At 62.6% G+C, this 19,646-nt stretch carries 19 protein-coding genes and 1 pseudogene; 8 read left to right on the top strand and 12 right to left on the bottom strand.

The features are described 5' to 3' along the window. Positions 1-152: 152 nt before the first annotated feature. Genes ACYQ00_RS18025 through ACYQ00_RS17980 form a run of 10 tightly spaced genes read right to left on the bottom strand, consistent with a single transcriptional unit; the run spans position 153 to position 8,231 of the window. A complete protein-coding gene (locus ACYQ00_RS18025) occupies positions 153-815 on the bottom strand; it encodes a VirB8/TrbF family protein (protein WP_460033477.1) in 663 nt (220 codons plus the stop codon). Then, entirely contained in the window at positions 799-1,944 is a 1,146-nt protein-coding gene (gene trbL, locus ACYQ00_RS18020) for a P-type conjugative transfer protein TrbL (protein WP_460033476.1), read from the bottom strand. The genes ACYQ00_RS18025 and trbL overlap by 17 nt, the downstream gene beginning before the upstream one ends. A gap of 28 nt (positions 1,945-1,972) precedes the next feature. Further along, complete coding sequence (gene trbJ, locus ACYQ00_RS18015; RefSeq protein ID WP_460033475.1) at positions 1,973-2,803, bottom strand: P-type conjugative transfer protein TrbJ; 831 nt, start codon at positions 2,801-2,803, stop codon at positions 1,973-1,975. Further along, positions 2,800-5,193, bottom strand: coding sequence for a VirB4 family type IV secretion/conjugal transfer ATPase (locus tag ACYQ00_RS18010; protein WP_460033474.1), 2,394 nt, complete (start codon positions 5,191-5,193; stop codon positions 2,800-2,802). The genes trbJ and ACYQ00_RS18010 overlap by 4 nt, the downstream gene beginning before the upstream one ends. Next, complete coding sequence (trbD, locus tag ACYQ00_RS18005; protein WP_460033473.1) at positions 5,193-5,477, bottom strand: conjugal transfer protein TrbD; 285 nt, start codon at positions 5,475-5,477, stop codon at positions 5,193-5,195. Before trbD ends, ACYQ00_RS18010 begins: the two co-directional genes overlap by 1 nt. Next, complete coding sequence (locus ACYQ00_RS18000; protein WP_460033472.1) at positions 5,477-5,779, bottom strand: TrbC/VirB2 family type IV secretion system protein; 303 nt, start codon at positions 5,777-5,779, stop codon at positions 5,477-5,479. Before ACYQ00_RS18000 ends, trbD begins: the two co-directional genes overlap by 1 nt. Next, a complete protein-coding gene (trbB, locus tag ACYQ00_RS17995) occupies positions 5,776-6,726 on the bottom strand; it encodes a P-type conjugative transfer ATPase TrbB (protein WP_460033471.1) in 951 nt (316 codons plus the stop codon). Before trbB ends, ACYQ00_RS18000 begins: the two co-directional genes overlap by 4 nt. Next, positions 6,726-7,175: a hypothetical protein gene (locus ACYQ00_RS17990; protein WP_460033470.1), complete on the bottom strand. Its 450-nt coding sequence runs from the start codon at positions 7,173-7,175 to the stop codon at positions 6,726-6,728. Before ACYQ00_RS17990 ends, trbB begins: the two co-directional genes overlap by 1 nt. 7 nt (positions 7,176-7,182) lie before the next feature. Continuing rightward, positions 7,183-7,908 (bottom strand): nucleotide-binding protein, encoded by a 726-nt coding sequence (locus ACYQ00_RS17985; RefSeq protein WP_460033469.1) that lies wholly within the window; start codon positions 7,906-7,908, stop codon positions 7,183-7,185. Further along, positions 7,908-8,231, bottom strand: a complete 324-nt coding sequence (locus ACYQ00_RS17980; RefSeq protein ID WP_460033468.1) for a TraK family protein — start codon at positions 8,229-8,231, stop codon at positions 7,908-7,910. The genes ACYQ00_RS17985 and ACYQ00_RS17980 overlap by 1 nt, the downstream gene beginning before the upstream one ends. Positions 8,232-8,456: 225 nt before the next feature. Here ACYQ00_RS17980 and ACYQ00_RS17975 point away from each other — a divergent pair, with 225 nt between their 5' ends. The 3 genes from ACYQ00_RS17975 (at position 8,457) to ACYQ00_RS17965 (ending at position 9,471) form a co-directional block, all read left to right on the top strand. Beyond that, positions 8,457-8,744 (top strand): immunity protein, encoded by a 288-nt coding sequence (locus tag ACYQ00_RS17975; RefSeq protein WP_460033467.1) that lies wholly within the window; start codon positions 8,457-8,459, stop codon positions 8,742-8,744. 58 nt (positions 8,745-8,802) lie between these two features. After that, complete coding sequence (locus ACYQ00_RS17970; RefSeq protein ID WP_460033466.1) at positions 8,803-9,012, top strand: hypothetical protein; 210 nt, start codon at positions 8,803-8,805, stop codon at positions 9,010-9,012. A 186-nt stretch (positions 9,013-9,198) separates the two neighbouring features. Further along, entirely contained in the window at positions 9,199-9,471 is a 273-nt protein-coding gene (locus tag ACYQ00_RS17965) for a hypothetical protein (protein WP_460033465.1), read from the top strand. Here ACYQ00_RS17965 and ACYQ00_RS17960 read toward each other — a convergent pair. Then, positions 9,458-10,675, bottom strand: a complete 1,218-nt coding sequence (locus tag ACYQ00_RS17960) for a tyrosine-type recombinase/integrase (protein ID WP_460033464.1) — start codon at positions 10,673-10,675, stop codon at positions 9,458-9,460. The two genes, ACYQ00_RS17965 and ACYQ00_RS17960, sit on opposite strands and share 14 nt — an antisense overlap. Positions 10,676-10,894: 219 nt before the next feature. Next, complete coding sequence (locus ACYQ00_RS17955) at positions 10,895-12,070, bottom strand: tyrosine-type recombinase/integrase (protein WP_460033463.1); 1,176 nt, start codon at positions 12,068-12,070, stop codon at positions 10,895-10,897. A 317-nt stretch (positions 12,071-12,387) separates the two neighbouring features. On the opposite strand from ACYQ00_RS17955, the pseudogene fdnG reads away from it, so the two are divergent. From fdnG to ACYQ00_RS17930, 5 genes and pseudogenes are all read left to right on the top strand, one after another. Continuing rightward, positions 12,388-14,544: pseudogene (gene fdnG / locus ACYQ00_RS17950) on the top strand (formate dehydrogenase-N subunit alpha); the annotation flags it as partial. A 19-nt stretch (positions 14,545-14,563) separates the two neighbouring features. Further along, entirely contained in the window at positions 14,564-15,307 is a 744-nt protein-coding gene (locus ACYQ00_RS17945) for a 4Fe-4S dicluster domain-containing protein (RefSeq protein ID WP_460033462.1), read from the top strand. 68 nt (positions 15,308-15,375) lie between these two features. Further along, entirely contained in the window at positions 15,376-16,287 is a 912-nt protein-coding gene (locus ACYQ00_RS17940) for a formate dehydrogenase accessory protein FdhE (protein ID WP_460033461.1), read from the top strand. A gap of 422 nt (positions 16,288-16,709) precedes the next feature. Next, on the top strand, positions 16,710-16,835 hold the full coding sequence (locus ACYQ00_RS17935) for a hypothetical protein (protein WP_460033460.1): 126 nt from the start codon (positions 16,710-16,712) through the stop codon (positions 16,833-16,835). 418 nt (positions 16,836-17,253) lie between these two features. Further along, positions 17,254-19,536 carry a CRISPR-associated endonuclease Cas3'' gene (locus tag ACYQ00_RS17930; protein ID WP_460033459.1) on the top strand — a complete coding sequence of 761 codons (2,283 nt, stop codon included), beginning with the start codon at positions 17,254-17,256 and terminating at the stop codon, positions 19,534-19,536. Positions 19,537-19,646: the final 110 nt, after the last annotated feature.

Below are 19,646 nucleotides of genomic sequence, written 5' to 3'. Positions count from 1 at the left end.
GGAGGGCAACTGCGTGGGCGCCAGAGCCTCGGATGTTTCCGGGGGGAATGATTCCCCCCGGCCCCCCTCAGGTTGGGCGAAGGCAGGGGTCGCCAACGTCAGCACCAGGAGGCCTGCGAGAAGCGGATGTCGTGTCATGGCAGATGGATACCTCATTTGAATATCTTGGAGAACGACAGGCCGGTGACGTAGATGCCGCCGGGGTTGCGCAGGATTTGTTCATCCGTCTCGGGCGGCTGGACCTGAATGGCGAAGGTCGCTTCCCAGGCCTGGGGCTCGTCCATGAGCGCGCCGGCATGGTTGCGGACGGTTTCCACCCATTCCACGCGCCAGGAATCCTTGCTGACCGGCAGGGGCAGGCCCTTGACCGCCACCTGGACGAGCTTGCCCTGGCGGGCGCGGTCGTAGGGGTTGTGGGCTTCGAACCACTGGCGCAGCTGGCCCTTGGCGCTGCCCGCGGTGAAGAAGGCCAGCCGGCCAACCATGCGCTGCTGGAGGTCGAGATCAGCCGTCACAGTGCGCCAGTTGGCCACGAATTCCGACAGCTCGGCCTGGATCATGCGCTCGGGCACGGGGGAGGCCAGATCGGCGCGGGCCATGGCCGAGGCCTTGCCCAGGCGGTCCACCTCCACCACATAGGGCACGACCTTGTACTGCCGGGCCATGAAGACGTTGGCCGCGACGGCAATGGCCGCCAGCCCCAAACAGCCCAGGGCCATCAGCCGCCAATGAGCCGCCCGCTGGATGTAGTCGCCGTAACGCTCCAGCCACTCCTGTCGGCCATTGCAATAGGGATTGTCAGGATGGTTCGTCATTGCCCTCACCGTTATGCGTCTGCGGGTGGATTTGCTGCTGCATGGCTGCGTCCATTTTTCGCTGTTGGAGCTGGGAGTTGAGTTTGCTGTGAATTCGCCGGGCATGGCTCGCGCCGGGGTGCTCTGCCCTGGCCTGCTCCGAGGCGGCGTACAGGGACTTGGCCATGTGCCCGAACCTGGCGAAACCGGACGCGCCTTCCGCGTCGGCCACTTGCGAGGCCTTGCGCACGGCACGGCCGGCCATGGCCATGCCGGCGGCGGTAGCCGCACCGCCGGAAACAGCTCCGATGGCCGCCCCGGCCACGGCGGCTCCGGCCATTTTCAGGGCCTGGCCCGAAGAGGTGTTGGAACCGTTGATGATCCCGGCGCAGATGTCCGGGATGGTCCAGACCAGGGCCAGGAAGACAATGGCCACGCCGACCACGACGAAGACGTCCTGCAGCGTGGCTTCGGCGAGCTCCAGATCGGTGATGAAGCTCATGCTCATGCCCAGGACGAGCTGCAACACAAAGAGTTTGAAAGCCACGGAGAGGACATAGCGCATGACGTTGACTGCATATTCCTTGAAGATGGCGCTGCCTCCAAGCCCAAGCAGGATGATGGCCGCATTCATGGCGATCATGGCCTCGGCCTTGATGAGCAGAATCTGGGCGGTCATCAGCGTGAAGCAGACGAGCACGATAAGCGCCGCGACGACGAATCCCAAGGCCTGCCCAATCTCCAGGGGCTCTATCTTGTCGAGAATGGTCTTCATGAGCGCCAGGCCGGTCTTGAAGGGGGCCTCCACGGCCTCGCGCGATGCACCCAACGAATCGGCCAAGCCGGCCAGACCGTTGACGAGATTCCAGGCCCATTCCTGGTAGTTCGTGATAACCGCGGCGATGAAGCCGGCGAAAAGCAGGACCATGACGAACTGCCCGAGGATGTCCGCCACCTGCGAGCGTTGCAGGGCCATCCGGATGCCGAACAGCGCGACCTCAAGCAGCAGCGTCCAGCGGAAGAGCGTGAAGGCCGCACCCTGCAGGGCCGAGCCCCAGGCCGAGGACCTGTCATAGAAGACCTGGGCGATCTGGGAGATGGCGTCCGGCGAGGGGGCCTGGGCATGCGCCGCGACTGGAATCGCGAGCATCAATATGAGAAGGAGGGCGGCCCGCATCTCAGAACGGGTCCGGGGTGGCGTGCTTGCCGCTGACACCCTCGAGCTTGTCCGTGCGGCAGAACTCCTGCATCATTTCCGCGGAGAACTGCTCGGCGCGTTCCTTTTTCATCTGGATTTCGGCGGTGAGCTGGGCCGAGCTGGTGATCACGGCGCGCAGCTGGCGGGCCTCGTCCAGGGACAGGGACGCCAAGGCGTTGGCAGCCTCGAGGGCTTCCATGTGGCCTTCCGGGGTAGAGAGCAGTTCCTGAATGTGATCGTTGAAGGCGTCGCCGTCTTCGGTCAAGCGCTTGAGCTGTTCGCCGGTGAGCTTGAACACCGACTCGCAGCCGGTCTCGATCTGGGCGGACCATTCGGCGACCTTGGCGTGGTATTCGCTGTTCTTCTGGGGCTGGCTCATGCGGCCGGCGGAGGCGACGCCTTTCAGGAAGTCGGGGTTGCCATAGATCTGTTCGACCAGGTCGCCGATGGCGGCGACATCGCCGATCATGCCGTGCAGTCCAAGGACGGTGTCGGCGAGGTCCTTGAACGGCCCGACGACGCTGTTGATCATCTGGGCCGGCAGCTTAATGGTATTCTTGACCATGTTCTCGTATTGCTTGACGGCATTGGCAACGAGCTCGATTTGCTGGATGGTCTGCTGGACGTTTTCCTCATAGATGGCAACCATCTCTGCGAGCTGTTCGAGGTTGGTCGCGTGCATCAAGCCTTGGGTTAACTGGTCGCTGCAGTTGACACAGGTGACGAACCATTGCGCGTTGCAGGGCATTGCGCCATGGGTGCAGGTGAGCAAGACGGCCATTGCAAGCGAAGCGATGCGTTTCCTGGTCATATTCCACGTTCCTTCAGCCAGAAGTGTGTCCAATTCGAACCATGCGCCGTGTGAAGTTCCCGTATGCGGGCCAGGCTGACCTTGTCCGAGGCCCCGACGAAGGCCAGGGCCTTTTTACCCAGCGCGAGCTGGATCAACCGGCGGCCGGCCGGGGTGGTCATGTAGTAGTCGCGCTTGGGCGTGGCCGAGGCGATGATGTCCAGCTGGCGGGCATTGAGGCCCATGCCGGTGTACAACTCGCGCTGGCCGTCCTGGCGGGCGGTGACGTTGGGCAAGAAGATCTTCGTGGGGCAGGACTCGACGAGCACGTCCAGGATGCCGGAGCGGGCGGCGTCGGACAGGCTCTGCGTGGCCAGGACCACGGCGCAGTTGGCCTTGCGCATGACCTTGAGCCACTCGCGCAGCTTCTCCCGGAACACGGGATGCCCGAGCATGATCCAGGCCTCGTCCAGCAGCAGCAGGGCCGGTTGGCCGTGGAGCGCGCGTTCGACGCGGTGGAATAGGTATGTCAGGACCGGGATGAGGTTCCTGTCGCCCAGCTGCATCAGTTCCTCGACCTCGAAGACCATGAAATCGGCCACGGTTAGATCATCTTCGCTGGCGTCCAACAGATGGCCCATGGCTCCGGCGGCGGTGTAGTGCTTCAGCGCCTGACGCAGCTCTGCATCCTGAATCACGTGGTAGATATCCGATAGGGACCGCATGCGGCGCGGGTTGGCGCGCAGGGCGTCCATGGCCGTGCGGATGGCCACCCGGTGGCCGGGCAGCACGGCCAGACCCTGCAGCTCGGCCAGGGTGGCGACCCACTCTTCGGCCCAGGCCTGTTCACTGGAAGCATCGTCGATGTGCTGCAGGGGCGCGAAGGCCAGGGCGTCGGCCCCGATGCGGTAATGACTTCCACCCGCCGCCAGGCAAAGCGGGTACAGGCTCATGCCCTTATCAAAGGCCACAATGGTCGCATCCCGGTAGCGCCGGAACTGGGCGGCCAGGAGGGCCAGGAGCGTGGACTTGCCCGAGCCCGTTGGCCCGAAAATGAGAGTGTGGCCGATGTCGCCATGATGGAGGTGGAAGCGAAAAGGGGTCGCCCCATCCGTGGTGCAGACCATGAGCGGCGGCGAGGCCGGCGGGTAAAAGGGGCACGGGCAGTGCTCGTCGCCGGTCCAGGTGGAGGCCAGAGGCAGCATGTCGGCCAGGTTCAGGGTGTTGACCAGGGGCCGGCGCAGGTTGGCGAAGCTGTTGCCCGGATGCGAGCCCAGCCAGGCCTCCAGGGCGTTGATGGTCTCCAGCCGGCAGCCGAAACCCAGCACCTGCACAGCCCGGCGCAGCTCCCGCGCCCAGTCCTGGAGGGTCTCGGCCTCCTCGTGCATCAGGATGATGGTGGAGGTCAGGAAGCCGGCCCCGACGAAGCCGCCCTGGACTTCCAACTGGGCCTCGTCGGCATCCTCGGCCATACGCGCGGCGTCGACGTTGGCACGGGCATTGGGATTGTTGAAAAACTGGTCAAAGAACCGAAAGACCTGCTGCTGCCAGGCCTTGCGGTAAACAGCGATTTCGCGCGTGGCGTCCAGCTGATCCAGGCACAGGAACCGCGTGGAAAATCGATAGGGCAGCGGCAGGGAATCCAGGGCCGCGAGCATCCCCGGCCAGCTCTCCTGGGGCAGGCCGTCAATGCCCAGCACGGCGAGGTGCCGGTTGCCCAGCCGGGGCGCGAGGCCGCCGAAGAGTTCCTCACCGCCGAGGAGCGCATCCAGGTACATGGGCGTGGCCGGGACGCGCACGGGCTGCTCCTCCCCGGTCAGACAGTGCTGCACGTGGGAAAGCAGCGCCGAGAAGGTCGCCCCTTCCTGCTCGTATTCCGTCAGGCGTTCGAGGCGCAGCACCGCGGCCAGGGCGTCTTCGATGGCCCGCAGGGAGTGGCCGAAGGACTCCAGGCTCTTTTCCAGGTGATTGCGCTCCGCCTGTCCGGACGTCGCGACTCGAGCCAGTTTCCCTTCGACAAGGCTGGGCTTCCAGCAGACCGTGAACACCGTGCGCGTGCTATGGCAGACGTCACCCTTGAAGAAGGCCCGGCGTTCCGCGTCGATCATTTGCGTCACCGGGTCCGGAAAATGGCTTTCCTCCGGTCGGGAGTAGGCCCGCTCCCGCGTGCGCAGAGCGTCCACGTGGAGCATCCAGCCCGTGCCCAGGATCTTGACCGCGGCGTTGACCTGGGCCGAGACGAAGGCCAGCTCGTCGGGCGTGCTGGAGGCCGTGTCCTGCCCCCGGAACTCCCAGGCCGCCAGCAGGCTGCCGTCCTTGCAGAGCACCACCCCCGGCGCGACAAGGGCCGCATAGGGCAGCAGGTCCGGCAGGCCCTTGGCATGGGACCGGTAGTCGCGCAACCGCAGCATCAGCGTCTCCAAATCCCGGTACGGACCGGGTAGTATTCTTGCTGCCGAACGTGCCGGAGATAGACTCGGCTCATGATCGGGTCTGCCTTGGCCATGCGGCGCAGGAGAGCCACGGCGACCAGCCAGAAGGCCAGGGCCGTGACGCCCGAGAGCAGGCTCAACCCACCCACGCCCACCAGGATGGCGACCAGGGCGGCGGTGAGCACCAGTTCGCGTTCCGCGCCCATGACGTGCTGGTGGCGGTGCAGGGACTGGTGCACCGGGAGAGTGCGCGGCGTTTGCATCAGATCACCGCACCCGAGAAGGAGAAGACCGAGTTGACGATGCTGCTGGCGAAGGCGATGAAGGAGATCCCGAAGACCACGCCCAGCAGCAGCTTGAAGCCGCCCGTGAGGTCGTCCTTGTTGAAAATGTAGAGGATGCCGCACAGGGCCATGGCCACGATGCTGACCCACTTGCCCGCGGGGCCGGTCACGGTATTGACCACCTTTTCCAGCGGGTCCGAGAATTCGTCGATGCCACCAGAGGCCCAGGCCACGGCAGGTACGGCGAGCATGCACAGCACCAGAAACAGCGTCCGTTTCATTCAAGCATCTCCGTCAGATAGGTTAGCGTGTTGGGGTCATACCGATTCACGCGCGCGATTTCGCGCACGCGGCGGCCAGGAGCCAGCGGGGTCCGCTCCAGGAAGACGACGAGATTCACTGCCTCGGCGATCAACATTTGCAGGGGCGCGGGTGAGGCTTCGGCCATGAGCTGCTCCAGGCGTAGCAGGCCGCCAGCCGCGCTGTTGGCGTGCACCGTGGCCACCCCGCCGGGGTGGCCGGTGTTCCAGGCCTTGAGGAGATCGAGGGCGGCGCCGTCACGGACCTCGCCGACCAGGATCCGCGTGGGCCGCAAACGCATGGCGGCCTTGACCAGTCTGCGCATGTCCACATGGTCCGAAGTCCGCAGGAAGACGTGATTGTCGCTGGCGGCCTGCAGCTCGGCTGTGTCTTCGATGAGGATGAGCCGGTCCTCGGGGCAGCGCTCGGCCATGGCCTGGATCAGGGCGTTGACGAAGGTCGTCTTGCCCGAGCCCGTGCCACCGGCCACGAGAATATTGCGGCGCTGCTCAACGGCCTCGGCCAACACATCCTTCATAGTGGCGTCCATAATGCCTGCCGCGACGTACTCGTCGAGGCTGAAGACCCGCGAGGCCCGCTTGCGGATGGCGAAGGTTGGCCCGGCCACCACCGGCGGCAGGAGCCCTTCGAACCGACTGCCGCCCCCGGCGGACAGCGGCGGCAGCTCGCCCTCGACGATGGGTCGCTCCGGCGTGGCCGTGGTGTCCAGGGCGCTGGCCACCAGGGAGATGATCAGCCGACTCTGGGCCTGAGGGAAGGTCCCAGCCTGCTCCATGCCGCGGCCCAGACGTTCGACCCAGAGGCTTTGGTCCGGATTGACCATGACCTCGACCACCTCGGGATCGCCCAGGGCGGCCATGATCACGGGACCGAAATTGTGTTCCAAACTCGCCCGCAACCGCTGCATCACCGCGCCCCCAGCCAGGCCAGGGCAGCCACGTTGACAAAGGCCGCCGTCATGACGATGGCCGTCAGCCAGGTAATGTCGCGCCGGAATCGCTGCAGGGCCTGGCCATGCGCCTGAAACGTCTCGCGGATGCTCTTCACCGAAGCTGCGGAGAGTTCCTTGCCGATGACGTCCGAAGCCCGTCCTACCTCGGCCAGGTACGCCGCGCCCTTGTCGGCAAAAAGTCCCGTCAGGGCCTGATGGTGCCTGGCTAACAACTGTTCGTAGTCCTTGAGAAAGGCGTTGTGCAGCGTCACCAGCATGAGCACGGGATCATCCGCGCTGACCCTGGAACCATGCTGCGCCTCCAGGAGCGACCGCGCATCCTGCAATGCCATTCCCACGCCTTCGGGCAGGCCCACCCCCTCGGGCAGGCCCGGCTTTGTGCTGTCCTGATTGCCGTTGCCCATGACCGCCTCAGCACAGCCTGGCTTCATCCAGCACAGCCACGGTGTCGCGCCAGAAGGTCTTGAGCCGTTGCCGCGTCATGATGGGCAGGTCAGAGGCGATGGCCGAGGCGAAGGTCTGCCGCCTGGCGAAGAGCTCTTCCAGATCCCGCCCGAACAGCGACTGTTTGCGGTGCGGCAGTTCCACCACGGCATGTATGCTCGCGGCGCATTCAGCGAAGATCTTGAAATCCCAGAATTCCTTGCTGTCCAGGACGATGTCTCCAAAGTAGCGATTCAGCCAGACGGCAACAGGAATGTCCGGGAAGTGCAAGGCCAAGGACTGCATCCCGGCCAGGGTTTCGAGGATGGCCTGGCCGCCGGTGACCACAGTATGGAGCATCACGTCGTGCCCCTGCTCGCCGAGCACGGCAATGCCCTGGGTCTCCAACAGATACGACCCAAGGGGCACGAAGGAGGAAGCGCCGTTGTCGACCACCGCGTGGGCGTCGTCGGGCAAGTTGAGCAGCCGGTCCATGAGCGAGTCAAAGCGGCGCGGGTCGATATCTGAGCCGTCCATGATGTCAACCGCTTCGGCCCCGAGTTCCGTATAGCCAGCCAGGGTAGCGTTGATAGGATCGGTGTCAAAGCAACTGACGTTCAGCCCCTTGTGGCGCAGGTACTGGGCCAGCAGCGAGGCAGTCAGCGATTTGCCCACGCCGCCCTTGCCCTGGAGGATGAAGTGGATGGCAGCCATCAGATCATCTCCCCTGCTTGCGGCGTCTTGTTCACGCCGAAGCCCCGTTGTCGCGGCGCAAGCAGCGACATGGCCGCCGTGGCGTTAGCCAGATTGTGCTGGGCCATTGCCTCCGCCTTTTCCTGTGCCTCGCGTTCCAGATGCCGGGCGAGGTGATAGCACATGGTGGAGTAGGACATGGTGATGCGTCCTTGCTTGCGCAGTCTGGCATGGATCTTCTTTGCATCGTATCCCCGCTCTTTCATGGTCAGGATGATCTTGCGGCAGGCAATGAATTCGATTCGCCCCACATTGCGATGGATTCGCGTCCGCTTCACTGTCATGTGCTTGCTCCTTGCATATCGAGTACACCTCAACACCGGTTCGCCTGGCGGATCGCCCTGCGGCAGAAATAAAAATTCTCCATTCATTCTAGGCTGCTGGCGCACAACATTGCCAGTGACCCACGCACAATCCGAAAGCTACTGAACGCTATTGCTTTACACAAGAAGAAATTTACTTTAATTACCGTCGAAATTTCTTACGTAACCGGGAAGCGGGGTGCGATCATGGGAGATTTTGCAGAGATGCTGGAACGATCCTTTGTGGAACTTGTAGACCAGCGAGCAGATGCGCGGGGTTGGGGCAAGGGCGAGTTCGCAAAAAAGGTCTGGCCCGAAACACACCCCCAGTCGGCCGCAGGCAAGTGGGCAGCCATTCGAACCAGAGCGACAAACACGGGCAAGCCGCAAGGCGTTCTTATCTCCGACGCTCATCGCATGGCCGAAGCCCTTGGCGAGGACCTGGCGTTTCTGCTGTCCTTGGCCAAGGAAAACGCCCGATTACAGGCTTCATAAAGGACTGCCGCCATGACTGAGACGCTGTGCGCCGACCCGAATCCTTTAGGAGTCCAGCATGTTGGACGAGCAGTTGAAGGAATTCGAATTGCAGGCGGAAAAGGTGGTGTCCATGGGGTATCAACTCTGCCAGGCGTGCCACCCAGAGGGTGGCAGAAAGGGAGACCCCTTGCCCATGCCCTACAAAGGACTGTGCGCCCTGGCGCTTGCGTCGCATCAGGCGCTCAAGGCCTTCATCGCCATTCTGCGCTCCCTGACCCAGAAATAACCAGCAACAAGCCCGCCCCTGGCGGGCTTTCACTGTCCTTGTATCCAAAGAAATTCTTATTGAATCTTATTAAGTTTTATAAGAATAAAACACGAAATTCTGATGGTGTGTTCTTTCACGGCCAGGTCAAGAATTCACTAACAGATCAACATCACAGCGTAATTATAACAACCACTGAGGCGGCCAATGCAGTGCCAGCATGAATTTTCCGCAGAGGAGCTGGAGTTCATCCATACGCTGACAAATAATTTGCCGCCCATCATCGCCCGCAAGGAAGTCGGGAAATTCCTGGGCGGCATCATCGCGCCGCAGACCCTCTCCAACGCTGATGCCGCGGGCGAGGGGCCGGAGGTGGCCTATCGGGTGGGGCGTTCCGTGGCTTATCGCACGGAGTCACTGGTCAAGTGGATCGTCGAACGGTACGGCGTGGTGCGCCTTGCAAATCTCAAGACACTGTAGACTTGGCCCTCGCCGGCCGCAGGTTGTTCACCGCGGAGCGCGTGGCGTCGGGGATGAGGTGTGCATAGCGCATGGTCATGGTGATGGTCTTGTGCCGCATCAGCGACTTGATGCGGTAGATGTCCGTCCCGGCCAGGGCCAGCCACGAGGCGAAGGTGTGGCGGAGGGTATGGAAGACGACCTTGTGGCGGGGATCCTCCACGTGCTCGTTGTAGCCGAGGGTTTCGACCAGGTCGGAAAACCGATGACACAGGGAACTCCGCTCCCTGCCTCCCTTGGGAGGCGCAAGGACCAGGCGGTTGCCAGGAACCTTGCCGTTCGATTCCTCGCAAGCGGCTTGGGCGGCTTCGTAGCGATCCCTGAAAACCGCTTCCGCATCGGCGTTCATGAAAACCTTGCCCCCCGGCTTGCGACTCTGCTCTTCCCGGATGGTGACGATGCCGTGCTCAAGATTCACGTCCACCCATTCCAGGCGGAGGATCTCTCCCAGGCGCATGCCGGTGTTCAGGGCAATGACGATGGCCGCGTGCAAGTCCTCATGGCCGGAATCCCTGGCCGCCTCAACGAGTTGGTCCGCCTCGGCGTAGGAAAGAAAACGTTCGCGGGCGTTCTTCGGCTTGGGGATGGGCACGCCCTCCACCGGGCTCATGCCCTCGAACAGGGGCGCGCCATCGGCGATGGTCAGGCGTGCGAGGTTGTAAGCCCGGCGCAGGATGGCGAAGTATTGCAGGACGGTGGCTTCGGCGAGCCCCTGCTCGCGCAGGTACTCAAGAAAGGAGCGGACGTGCTGCCGGTTGATGGCTGTAAGGGGATACACTCCCAACTGGCCGAGGATGTGCTTCTCAATGCGGCTTTTGTCATCGGTCCAAGTACGCTTCGTCCGCTTGGCCTCGGGCAGGTAGTGATTGCGCAGGAATTCGGCCAGAGTGATGCCCTTGCACTCGGCCAGCAAAGCGGCTCTTTCTTCTGCCTCCTTGCGGGCCTCGGACTCGGCCCGCATCTGGGCGAGGCTTTTCGGCCCGTCCCCGGTTTTGATGCCTTCCCTGATCTTGGAGAGGAGCTTGTAAACCTTCTCGGCGTTCCAGCCTTCCGAGGCCCAGCCGACACCCTCTTCGTAGTCCTTGTAATTGGCCGAATACCGAATGCAGAAATAGCGGTCCGGCCGACCGTTGTGCTTGCGGGAGTCGTGCTCACGATAGCGCACCCCCGGAAAATTTGCTTTGCACCAGTTTCGCGACATGGTCCCGGAATAGTCCCGGAATTTTTCCGGGTCAAGGGATGCCCAGGGAGAGTGACCACATGCAACCAATTGAAATTTATTGCACAAGTATGCCCAGGTATACTCAAAAATTGTCTGAAATCGGACTACGAATCCGTAGGTCAGAGGTTCGAATCCTCTCGGGCGCACCAGAATTTCAAGGGGTTAGAGACTATGTCTCTGACCCCTTTCTTCTTGGTGTGGGACCGAGTGTGGGACTTTTCCCCCGCGTGCCTGTTCGAACACTTCCATGGCCTGTCTTTCCCCATCCCCAATGCCATGCAGGTAGATTTCCGTGGTCGTGCGGTTCTCATGCCCCAGGATGCGCTGGATTGACCCAATGGGGACGTTCAGGCTGTCCAGCACCGATGCCCCGGAATGCCGCAATGCGTGGAAGCGGAAGTATTCCACCCCGGCCTTCTCGCACAGCGTTTTCATGAACTTCTTGCGGTCCTGATACGGCCCCGCCTTGCGCTCCCCGGTCTTGCTGCTGGTGTACTCGTGCCAGAACACCCAAGGCTTGGACTGATCTCGACTGGCGTGGCGGCGGGACAGGATGTCAAAGAGCCGTTGGGGCATGGGCACCTTGCGCGGCGTCAAGTGCCCTCCCTTCTTCTTCCTGGTGTAAAGCACCACGAAGCGGCCTTCCAGGTCGATGTCATCCCAGGTCAGACGGTTGACTTCGCTGACCCGCGCCAGGGTTTCCCGCAAGGTCCAGAGATAATCCTGTGTGTCCTGGTCCGCAGCTGCGATGACCTTGTCAATGTCATCCGGAGTCGGAACTCGTTTGAGGCGTTTCTCCACCGGGAAAAAGGTCAATTCGTTGGCCGGATTTTCCCGCAGCCACTTCCACTTGACGGCGAAGTTGAAGAGCGCTCGCAGGTACCTGATCTCCTTGTTGGCAACGTGTGGCGAGACCTTCACTCTTTCGAGCACAAAGTCTTGAAGCATCTCCGGTGTGATTCGGGTAATGCTGAGGTCCCCCCACACTGCAACCCATCTTCCCGCCATGTAACGCAATTCTGCATAATGGCGCGCAGAGTTGTACGCCTGCACATGGTCAAGTCGTCTGTTTGCCAGCTCCAAGAAGTCCATGCCGGTCTGTGACGTGGCTTGAGTCACCAGCGGCGTCTGCGGCATCGCCTGGGACTGCATCTGCGGCAGCATCCCTGTTTCCTGCGCTTCCTGCAGGAGGGCCAGCTGTTCTTCCACCTCCTCTCTTCTTCGGGCTTCGGCGCGTCGAGCCTCGGTTTTGGTCTTGAAGCCCGCTGCGCTGAAGCGTTTGCCCTTGAACTGGAAGTCGTATCTCCATCCCTTCGCCTTGTCCAAATAAGCGCTCATACAGCTCCTCTCTTGACGGGAAAAAGAGTGAGCCTCCGAGCTTCGCACCGCCAAGCTCCTGCCAATGCCGATAGACCCATGAAGGGCTCTTGCGCAGGAACTGGGCGACCTCCTCAACGGTGAGGATGCCACAGCTTGGGGTGGAATTGAAGTCCGGGGTGCTCACGACAGGTTGATCTCCTGGTCGTGAACATGGCAACTTCAGGGGGCATAAACCATGAGGCCCAAAGCCTTGGGGGGGTGGGGATAGCCTAACCGTCTCCTCGTCGGTGGACTCCACCTTACAGAGCTGTCCAGAAATGCGCACCCACTTCTAAGAGTACATGATGGAGTACACCAACGCCGCATTCATCGTCGGCGAGAAGTTCTCCTTCACGGATGGCATCTTCTCCGGCTTCGACCCCAAGAAGAAAAAGTACGACAAGAGCGCCTGGGCCTTTGAAAAGGACGAGGCCGGTCTTCCCAAAAAGGATCCGACCCTCAAGCACCCCCGCTGCGTGCTCAACCTGCTGAAGGAACACTACAAAGGTTACACCCCCGAGCAGGTTTCCAGCATCACCGGCGTATCGGTCAAGGACATCCTGCGCGTGTACGAGGCCTTCACGGCCACGGGCAGGCCGGACAAGGCCGGCACCGTGGTCTATGCCCTGGGCTGGACCCAGCACAGCGTGGGCGTGCAGAACATCCGCCTCTCGGCCATGGTGCAGCTGCTGCTGGGCAACATCGGCATTGCCGGCGGGGGCATCAACGCCCTGCGCGGCGAACCCAACGTGCAGGGCACCACGGACCATGCCCTGCTCTACGGCTACCTGCCCGGCTACTACAACGTGCCCACGGCCAACTACCAGACCCTGGACGAGTTCATCAAATCCCAGACTCCGCTCTCCAAGGACCCCAAGAGCGTCAACTGGTGGCAGAACCGGCCCAAATACATGGTCAGCCTGCTCAAGGCCTGGTACGGCGAGCACGCCACCAAGGAAAACGACTTCTGTTATTCCTACGTGCCCAAGCTCGATCCGGACATGGACTGCTCGCACCTGTTCATCTTCGATCGCATGTACAAGGGGCAGATCAAGGGCGGCCTGTGCTTCGGTCACAACCCGGCCCAAAGCATGCCCAACGTGCACAAGGCCCGCAAGACCCTGGACAAGCTGGACTGGCTGGTCATCGGCGAGGTGTTCCACAACGAAACCACGGACAACTGGCAGCGCCCTGGCGTGGATCCCAAGACCATCAAGACTGAAGTCTTCCTCCTGCCCTCGGCCTATCGCGCGGAAAAGGAAGGCACGGTCTCCAACTCCGGCCGCTGGCACATGTGGCACTACAAGGCCGCCGAGCCCCTGGGCATGAGCCGGAACATGGGCGAGATGTTCGTGGAAATGATGACCCGCGTCAAGAAGCTCTACGCCAAGGGCGGCACTTTCCCGGATCCGGTGGTCAAGGCCGATTTCCAGGAAACCTTCGACGCGGATCTCGTCTGCCGCAAGACCAACGGCTGGTTCACCCGCGACGTCAAGATCGGCGACAAGGAATACAAAAAGGGCCAGCAGGTGCCCGGCTTCCCCACCCTGCAAGATGATGGCTCCACCGTCAGCCTGAACTGGCTGTACTGCGGCGGCTACACCGATTCCGGCAATCTGGCCAAGCGTCGCGACCTGACCCAGACACCCATGCAGGCCAAGCTGGGCCTGTACCCCGGTTTTGCCTGGGCCTGGCCCATGAACCGGCGCATCCTCTACAACCGCGCCTCGGTGGACAAGAACGGCACGCCCTTCAACCCCGAGCGCGTGGTCATCGCCTGGGAAGACGGCAAGTGGGTGGGCGACATCCCCGACGGCGGCGCGCCGCCAATGGCCATGGAAAAAGGCACCTATCCCTTCATCATGACCACCGAAGGTCGCTCCCAGCTCTATGGCCCCGGCCGCGCGGATGGGCCCTTCCCGGCGCACTACGAGCCGGCTGAAACCCCGGTCAAGAGCAACCCCCTCTCCAAGCAGATGAACAACCCCTGCATGAAGGTGATGGAAAGCGACATGGACAAGCTGGCCCAACCCGGCGATCCACGTTTCCCCATTGTCCTGACGACGTACAGCCTCACGGAACACTGGTGCTCCGGCTCCGAAACCCGCAACGGCCCGGCCCTGCTGGAGGCCGAACCCCAGCAGTACGTGGAGATGAGCCACGAGCTGGCCAAGGAAAAAGGCATCAAGAACGGCGACGTGGTGGAAGTGGAAAGCCTGCGCGGCAAGGTCCAGGCCGTGGCCATGGTCACGGTACGCATCCGGCCCTTCCAGGTGCAGGGCAAAACGGTGCATCTGGTGGGCATGCCCTTTGCCTTCGGCTGGACCAAGCCCAAATGCGGAGACTCCGTGAATCGCCTCACCCCCTCCGTGGGCGATCCCAATACCAGCATTCCGGAATACAAGGCCTGCCTGGTGAACCTGCGCAAGTGCGACAAGGTGACGGAACTGTAGGATTACAGGGAGAATCGAAATGCCCAAGGCGTTTCTCGTCGATACCACCCGCTGCACGGCCTGCCGCGGCTGCCAGGTGGCCTGCAAGGAATGGAAGGATCATCCGCCCGTGGCCACCAAACAGACCGGCACGCATCAGAACCCGCCGGATCTGAACCCCTACAACTACAAACTCGTCCGCTTCAGCGAGCATCTGCTCGATGGCGTGGTCAAATGGTACTTCTTCCCGGACCAGTGCCGCCACTGCGTCTTCCCGCCCTGCAAAAACACGGCGGACATGAGCGTGGAAGGGGCCGTCATCCAGGACGAAGCCACGGGCGCGGTGATCTTCACGGAAAAAACCGAGGAAATCAACAAGGCCGATCAGGAAGCCGTGCGGGAGTCCTGCCCTTACGACATTCCGCGGCTCAACGAGAAAACCGGCCTGCTCACCAAGTGCGACATGTGCATCGACCGCGTCCAGGCCAACCGCCTGCCCATGTGCGTCAAAAGCTGCGCCATGGGGGCCATGCAGTTTGGCGAACGCGAGGAAATGCTCAAAATAGCCCAGGCCCGTCTGGCCGAAATCAAGGCTGAATTCCCCGCCGCAAAGTTGTTGGATGCGGACGATGTGGCCGTCATCTTCCTGGTGGAGGATGATCCCAAACGCTACCACACCCATGCCGTGGCCCAGCTGAACGCACCTGCCGGGCCGCTCTCGCGTCAACAGTTCCTGGCCAGGGCCAATCCCTTGAAGGGCCTGGCCCGCACCCTCCACGGCTAGCGCATTCTGCCACCAGCGTTACACAAGGTCCGGTCCGGACACACACACCCGAATCAGGAGCACTCTCCATGAAATCCATGAACGATTCCCCCTCCGCAGCCCGTCTGCTGGCCGATGCGGCAACACTCTCCAGGGAACTGCCGGAATTGAAAGGACTGATCGAGAGTGTTGCTCCGCTGCTGGCCGCCCGGGCCGAGCTGCTGGAGGCGCTTCCCGGCTGGCAGGGACCTTTGCTTCAGGTGGAAGAGCCGCATTTCTGCCAGGGAAACTGCCTGCTGGCCGAGTCGGGATTTCAGGCCCTCGCCCCGCTGCTCCCTCTGGCCGCTCAGCGGCTGCTGCCGGCCATGACCGAGGCCTATCCCGGACTGACTGAGGAGCTGGGCACGCTGCAACAAGGCCTCGAAGACGGAACCCTGCCCTTTGCCGACCTGGAAACCGCAGCCCTGGACGAACAAGAAATCCATCTGGCCGGCGTGTCGCCAGAGGTGCTGCGCTTTGCCGCCTGGCAGCTGGTCAAGCCGTTGCTGGAGCGACAGGCCCAGGATCTGGCATCCCTCATCCGTCACTTGCCCTGGACGCAGGCCACCTGCCCCATCTGCGGCGGGGGGCCCGATTTCTCCCGCCTGCTGCGGCCGGTGGACAACGCCGAATTCATCACCGCCCACGGCGGCGCGCGCCACCTGCGGTGCGCCACTTGCGCCACGGAATGGAAATACAAGCGCATCAGCTGCCCTGCCTGCGGCAACGAGGAGCCTTCAACGCTGACTGTCCTGCGCAACGAAGCCCGTCCCGGCGACCGCGTGGACGCCTGCGACGTCTGCAAGGCCTACCTGCTCTGTCTGGATGCATCCGACATGATCGATATTCCGAATGCCTCCATCGCCATGCTGGCCATGCTTCCCCTGGACTTGCGCGCCCGTCAGGCCGGCTACACGCCCATGGCCCTGCAGCCCTGGGAACTGGAGGCACAGGCGTGCTGACGATCTCGTTGCGGGCTGGAGTTGGCAGTTCCACCATATTAGCCATCGCGCTGTCATAATAGTAGCGGGTGCGCCACTCGCGAGTCGTTCCCAAGGGTTTGCGCCAATGGCAGAAAAAAGACGGCAACGCCTGCTTCCTGTCCCGCAACATGGCCCGGACCATCCTCACCGAAGAAAGGACTTTCTGTGCGGGTGGTCCGGATGTGCCAAACCAGCTCGGGATCCGAATGGCGAGCGGGCCGGAGCGTTGCGCCTGAAATAGACCGTGGGCATTGCCATGTCCCACACGCGACAAGTCATCGCCACACCGTACTTTTTTCTGTGCAGCGCGAGGTGGCGCGGCTCGCTTCCTCGATCTCCTGCGGGCCAAAAGGCGGCCAGCCTCCATGCGGGCGATCTTCTCGCGCAACAATTCGTTATCCATGGACAACTCGCCGATTTTCGCCGTGAACCGTCTGGCCTCGACCACGTCGCTCGCCGGCCGTGGCGTGAGCACGGCCCCGCCGCGCAGCAATCGAAGTACCGCCTCGGCCTTGCACCTGGCCTGAAACCGCCCGGGCGCGCTCGTTCCCTTCTCCATCGGACTCCTCCTGGACGCACCTCGTGTATGTCATATTCGGTGTCCAAGAAAACCCTAGGGCACTCCACATCCTCCTAAAACGTACCCAGAACAGTATCTCCAAAAAGCGTCGGGGCGTAGACTCCGCAAGCCTTTTTGGGGGGGCTTTGGCCCCACGACCCTCCCATCATATCCCGCCTGCGCCAAATCTCCCTCTAGCTCACACTGCGGCCGCGAACCACCGCTGGTGCGAGGGGGGCAGAGAGAGAGACGGTATCTCGCAATGCTCCACCTTTGATTATGTGCTCAGCCTCCAATTGCGGCCTTGATGGGGCTAGATTTGACATGGTAGCCATTTTTTGAACGGCTGGTGATCTTTTATCACCACATCAAAAACAGGTGGCGCCATGCCTCAATACCTTGCGCATTCAAAGGCTGGTACGCTTGCTGCCGACTGGCAGCCCTTGGATGAGCACCTGCAACGTACCGCCGCCCTGGCCCGCGGGTTTGCCGAGGCCTTTTGTGCCGGGTCGTGGGGCGAAGCGGCTGGCTTGCTGCATGATCTTGGCAAATGTAGCCCGGAATTTCAGGAGTATTTGCGAGACCAGAACCCCGAGCGCCGCCGGCGCGGCGGGGATCATGCATCCTGCGGGGCGCAATGGGCCGCCGAGCAGTGGGGGGATCTTGGCAAGATGCTGGCCGCCTGCATCGCCGGGCATCATGGCGGCCTGCCCGATGGGCAAGGCACCCCCAACGTCGATCTTCGCAGCCGTCTCAAGCGCACCGTGCATCGCTGTCCGCCGGAAAGCCTGGGGCTACACCCCGTGCAGCCCACTTTCTGGCCTTTGGGCAATACCCCCTCCCCCTTTGCCATCTCCTTTTTCATCCGCATGCTGTATTCCTGTTTGGTGGATGCGGATTTTCTGGACACGGAACGCTTCCTCAACCCGGCGCAGTATCAGGCCCGGGCCGGCTGGGCTGCGTTGCCGGAACTGGCCGAACGCTTCTTTCCCCGTCTGGAAGCAAAAGCCGCCCAGGCCGCACGCGAGCACCCCGGCCCGGTCAACAATCTGCGCGCCCAGGTGCTGGAAGACTGCCTGACCGCGGCCGCACTGCCGCCGGGGCTGTTCACCCTCACCGTGCCCACAGGCGGTGGCAAGACCCTCTCTTCCATGGCTTTCGCCCTGCGCCACGCCCTGGCCCACGACCTGCGCCGCATCGTGTACGTGATCCCGTACACGAGCATCATTGAACAAAATGCCGACGTCTTCCGGGAGTTCCTCGGCCGGGAAGACGCCGTGCTGGAGCACCACAGCGCCTATGCACTGGACGAGGCGGATAAGGATGACGCCCCCCAGGACGAAGAGTCTGACCAACGCAATGGCAGGCAACGCGCTGCGCCGGCATCTTACGCCGCGGCCCGGCGGCACCGCCTGGCCGCGGAAAACTGGGACGCCCACGTCATCGCCACCACGGCGGTGCAGTTCTTCGAATCCCTCTTTGCGCACCAGCCTTCGCGTTGCCGCAAGCTCCACGCCCTGGCCCGGAGCGTGATCATCCTGGACGAAGCCCAGATGCTGCCCCAGCCCCTGCTGCGCCCCTGCCTGGAAGCCCTGCAGGAACTGACCCGCCATTACGGCGCAACCATAGTCCTCTGCACGGCCACGCAGCCCGCGCTGCTCAAACGGGAGGACTTCCGCTTCGGCCTGCCTGCCGGGAACGTCCGGGAGATTATCCGCGATCCTAACTCCTTGCACACTGGCTTGCGCCGGACACGCCTGGAATGGGCCGGCGTGCTGACGGACGACGCCCTCGAAGCCCGGCTGGCGCCCCATCCGCAGTCCCTGCTCGTCGTGAACACCCGCCGCCGGGCCCGGGAGCTTTTTCATCGGCTGCAGCATCGCGAGGGTTGCCGGCACCTGAGCGCCACCATGACCCCGGCCCACCGCAGCCGGGCGCTGGACGAAATCCGCAGCCGCCTGCGGGACGGGCTGCCCTGCCTTGTGGTCAGCACATCCCTGATTGAATGCGGGGTGGATATTGACCTGCCCATCGTCTTCCGGGAGCTGTGCGGCCTGGATTCCGCAGCCCAGGCCGCCGGCCGCTGCAACCGGGAAGGCCGCAGCGCCGAGCCAGGGCTGGTGGTGCTCTTCCGCCCCGAGACCGGTCTCCCGAAACACGGAGACGCCAGGCAACGCGCAGAGATCACCGAAGAAGTCCTCCGCCACCACGGTGACGACCCCTTTGCCCCGGCCGCGGTGGAGCAGTATTTCCGCCACCTCTTCTGGGTCAAGGGCGCTGAACAGCTGGACAAGCCCCGCATCATGAACATGCTCCAGATCGGCCTGTCCCAGAAGACGTACCTCGAATTCCCCTTCAAAGCCGTCAGCAACGCATTCCGACTGATGGACGACGTCATGCAGCCCGTGGTGGTGGCCCTGGATGCCGAGACACGGACGCTTGTGGATCGGCTGGAATTCGCCGAGTTCCCCGGCCCCATCCTGCGCCAGCTGCAGCGGCACACCGTGCAGGTGCACCACCAGGAGTTCCTGGACCTGGCCAAGGCCGGCGCGCTCCGGCTGGCAGGGGGCGGCGTGGCCGTGCTGGAGAATCCGGACCTGTATTCCGAAACCGTCGGCTTGGACTGCACAGATCCGACGTATAGCCGACCTGAAAACCTCATCAGTTGAACACTGGTTTTCCTCTTCTATTATTAAATATCATATTGACACTCTGGCCTCCTCCCCGTACATTGCTATCGTCAATCGGATTAAGTCTTTTGCGTGTTGTTATGAATTAT

This window comes from Megalodesulfovibrio paquesii, from assembly GCF_054653055.1.
This window is presented reverse-complemented; position numbering and strand designations above follow the sequence as displayed.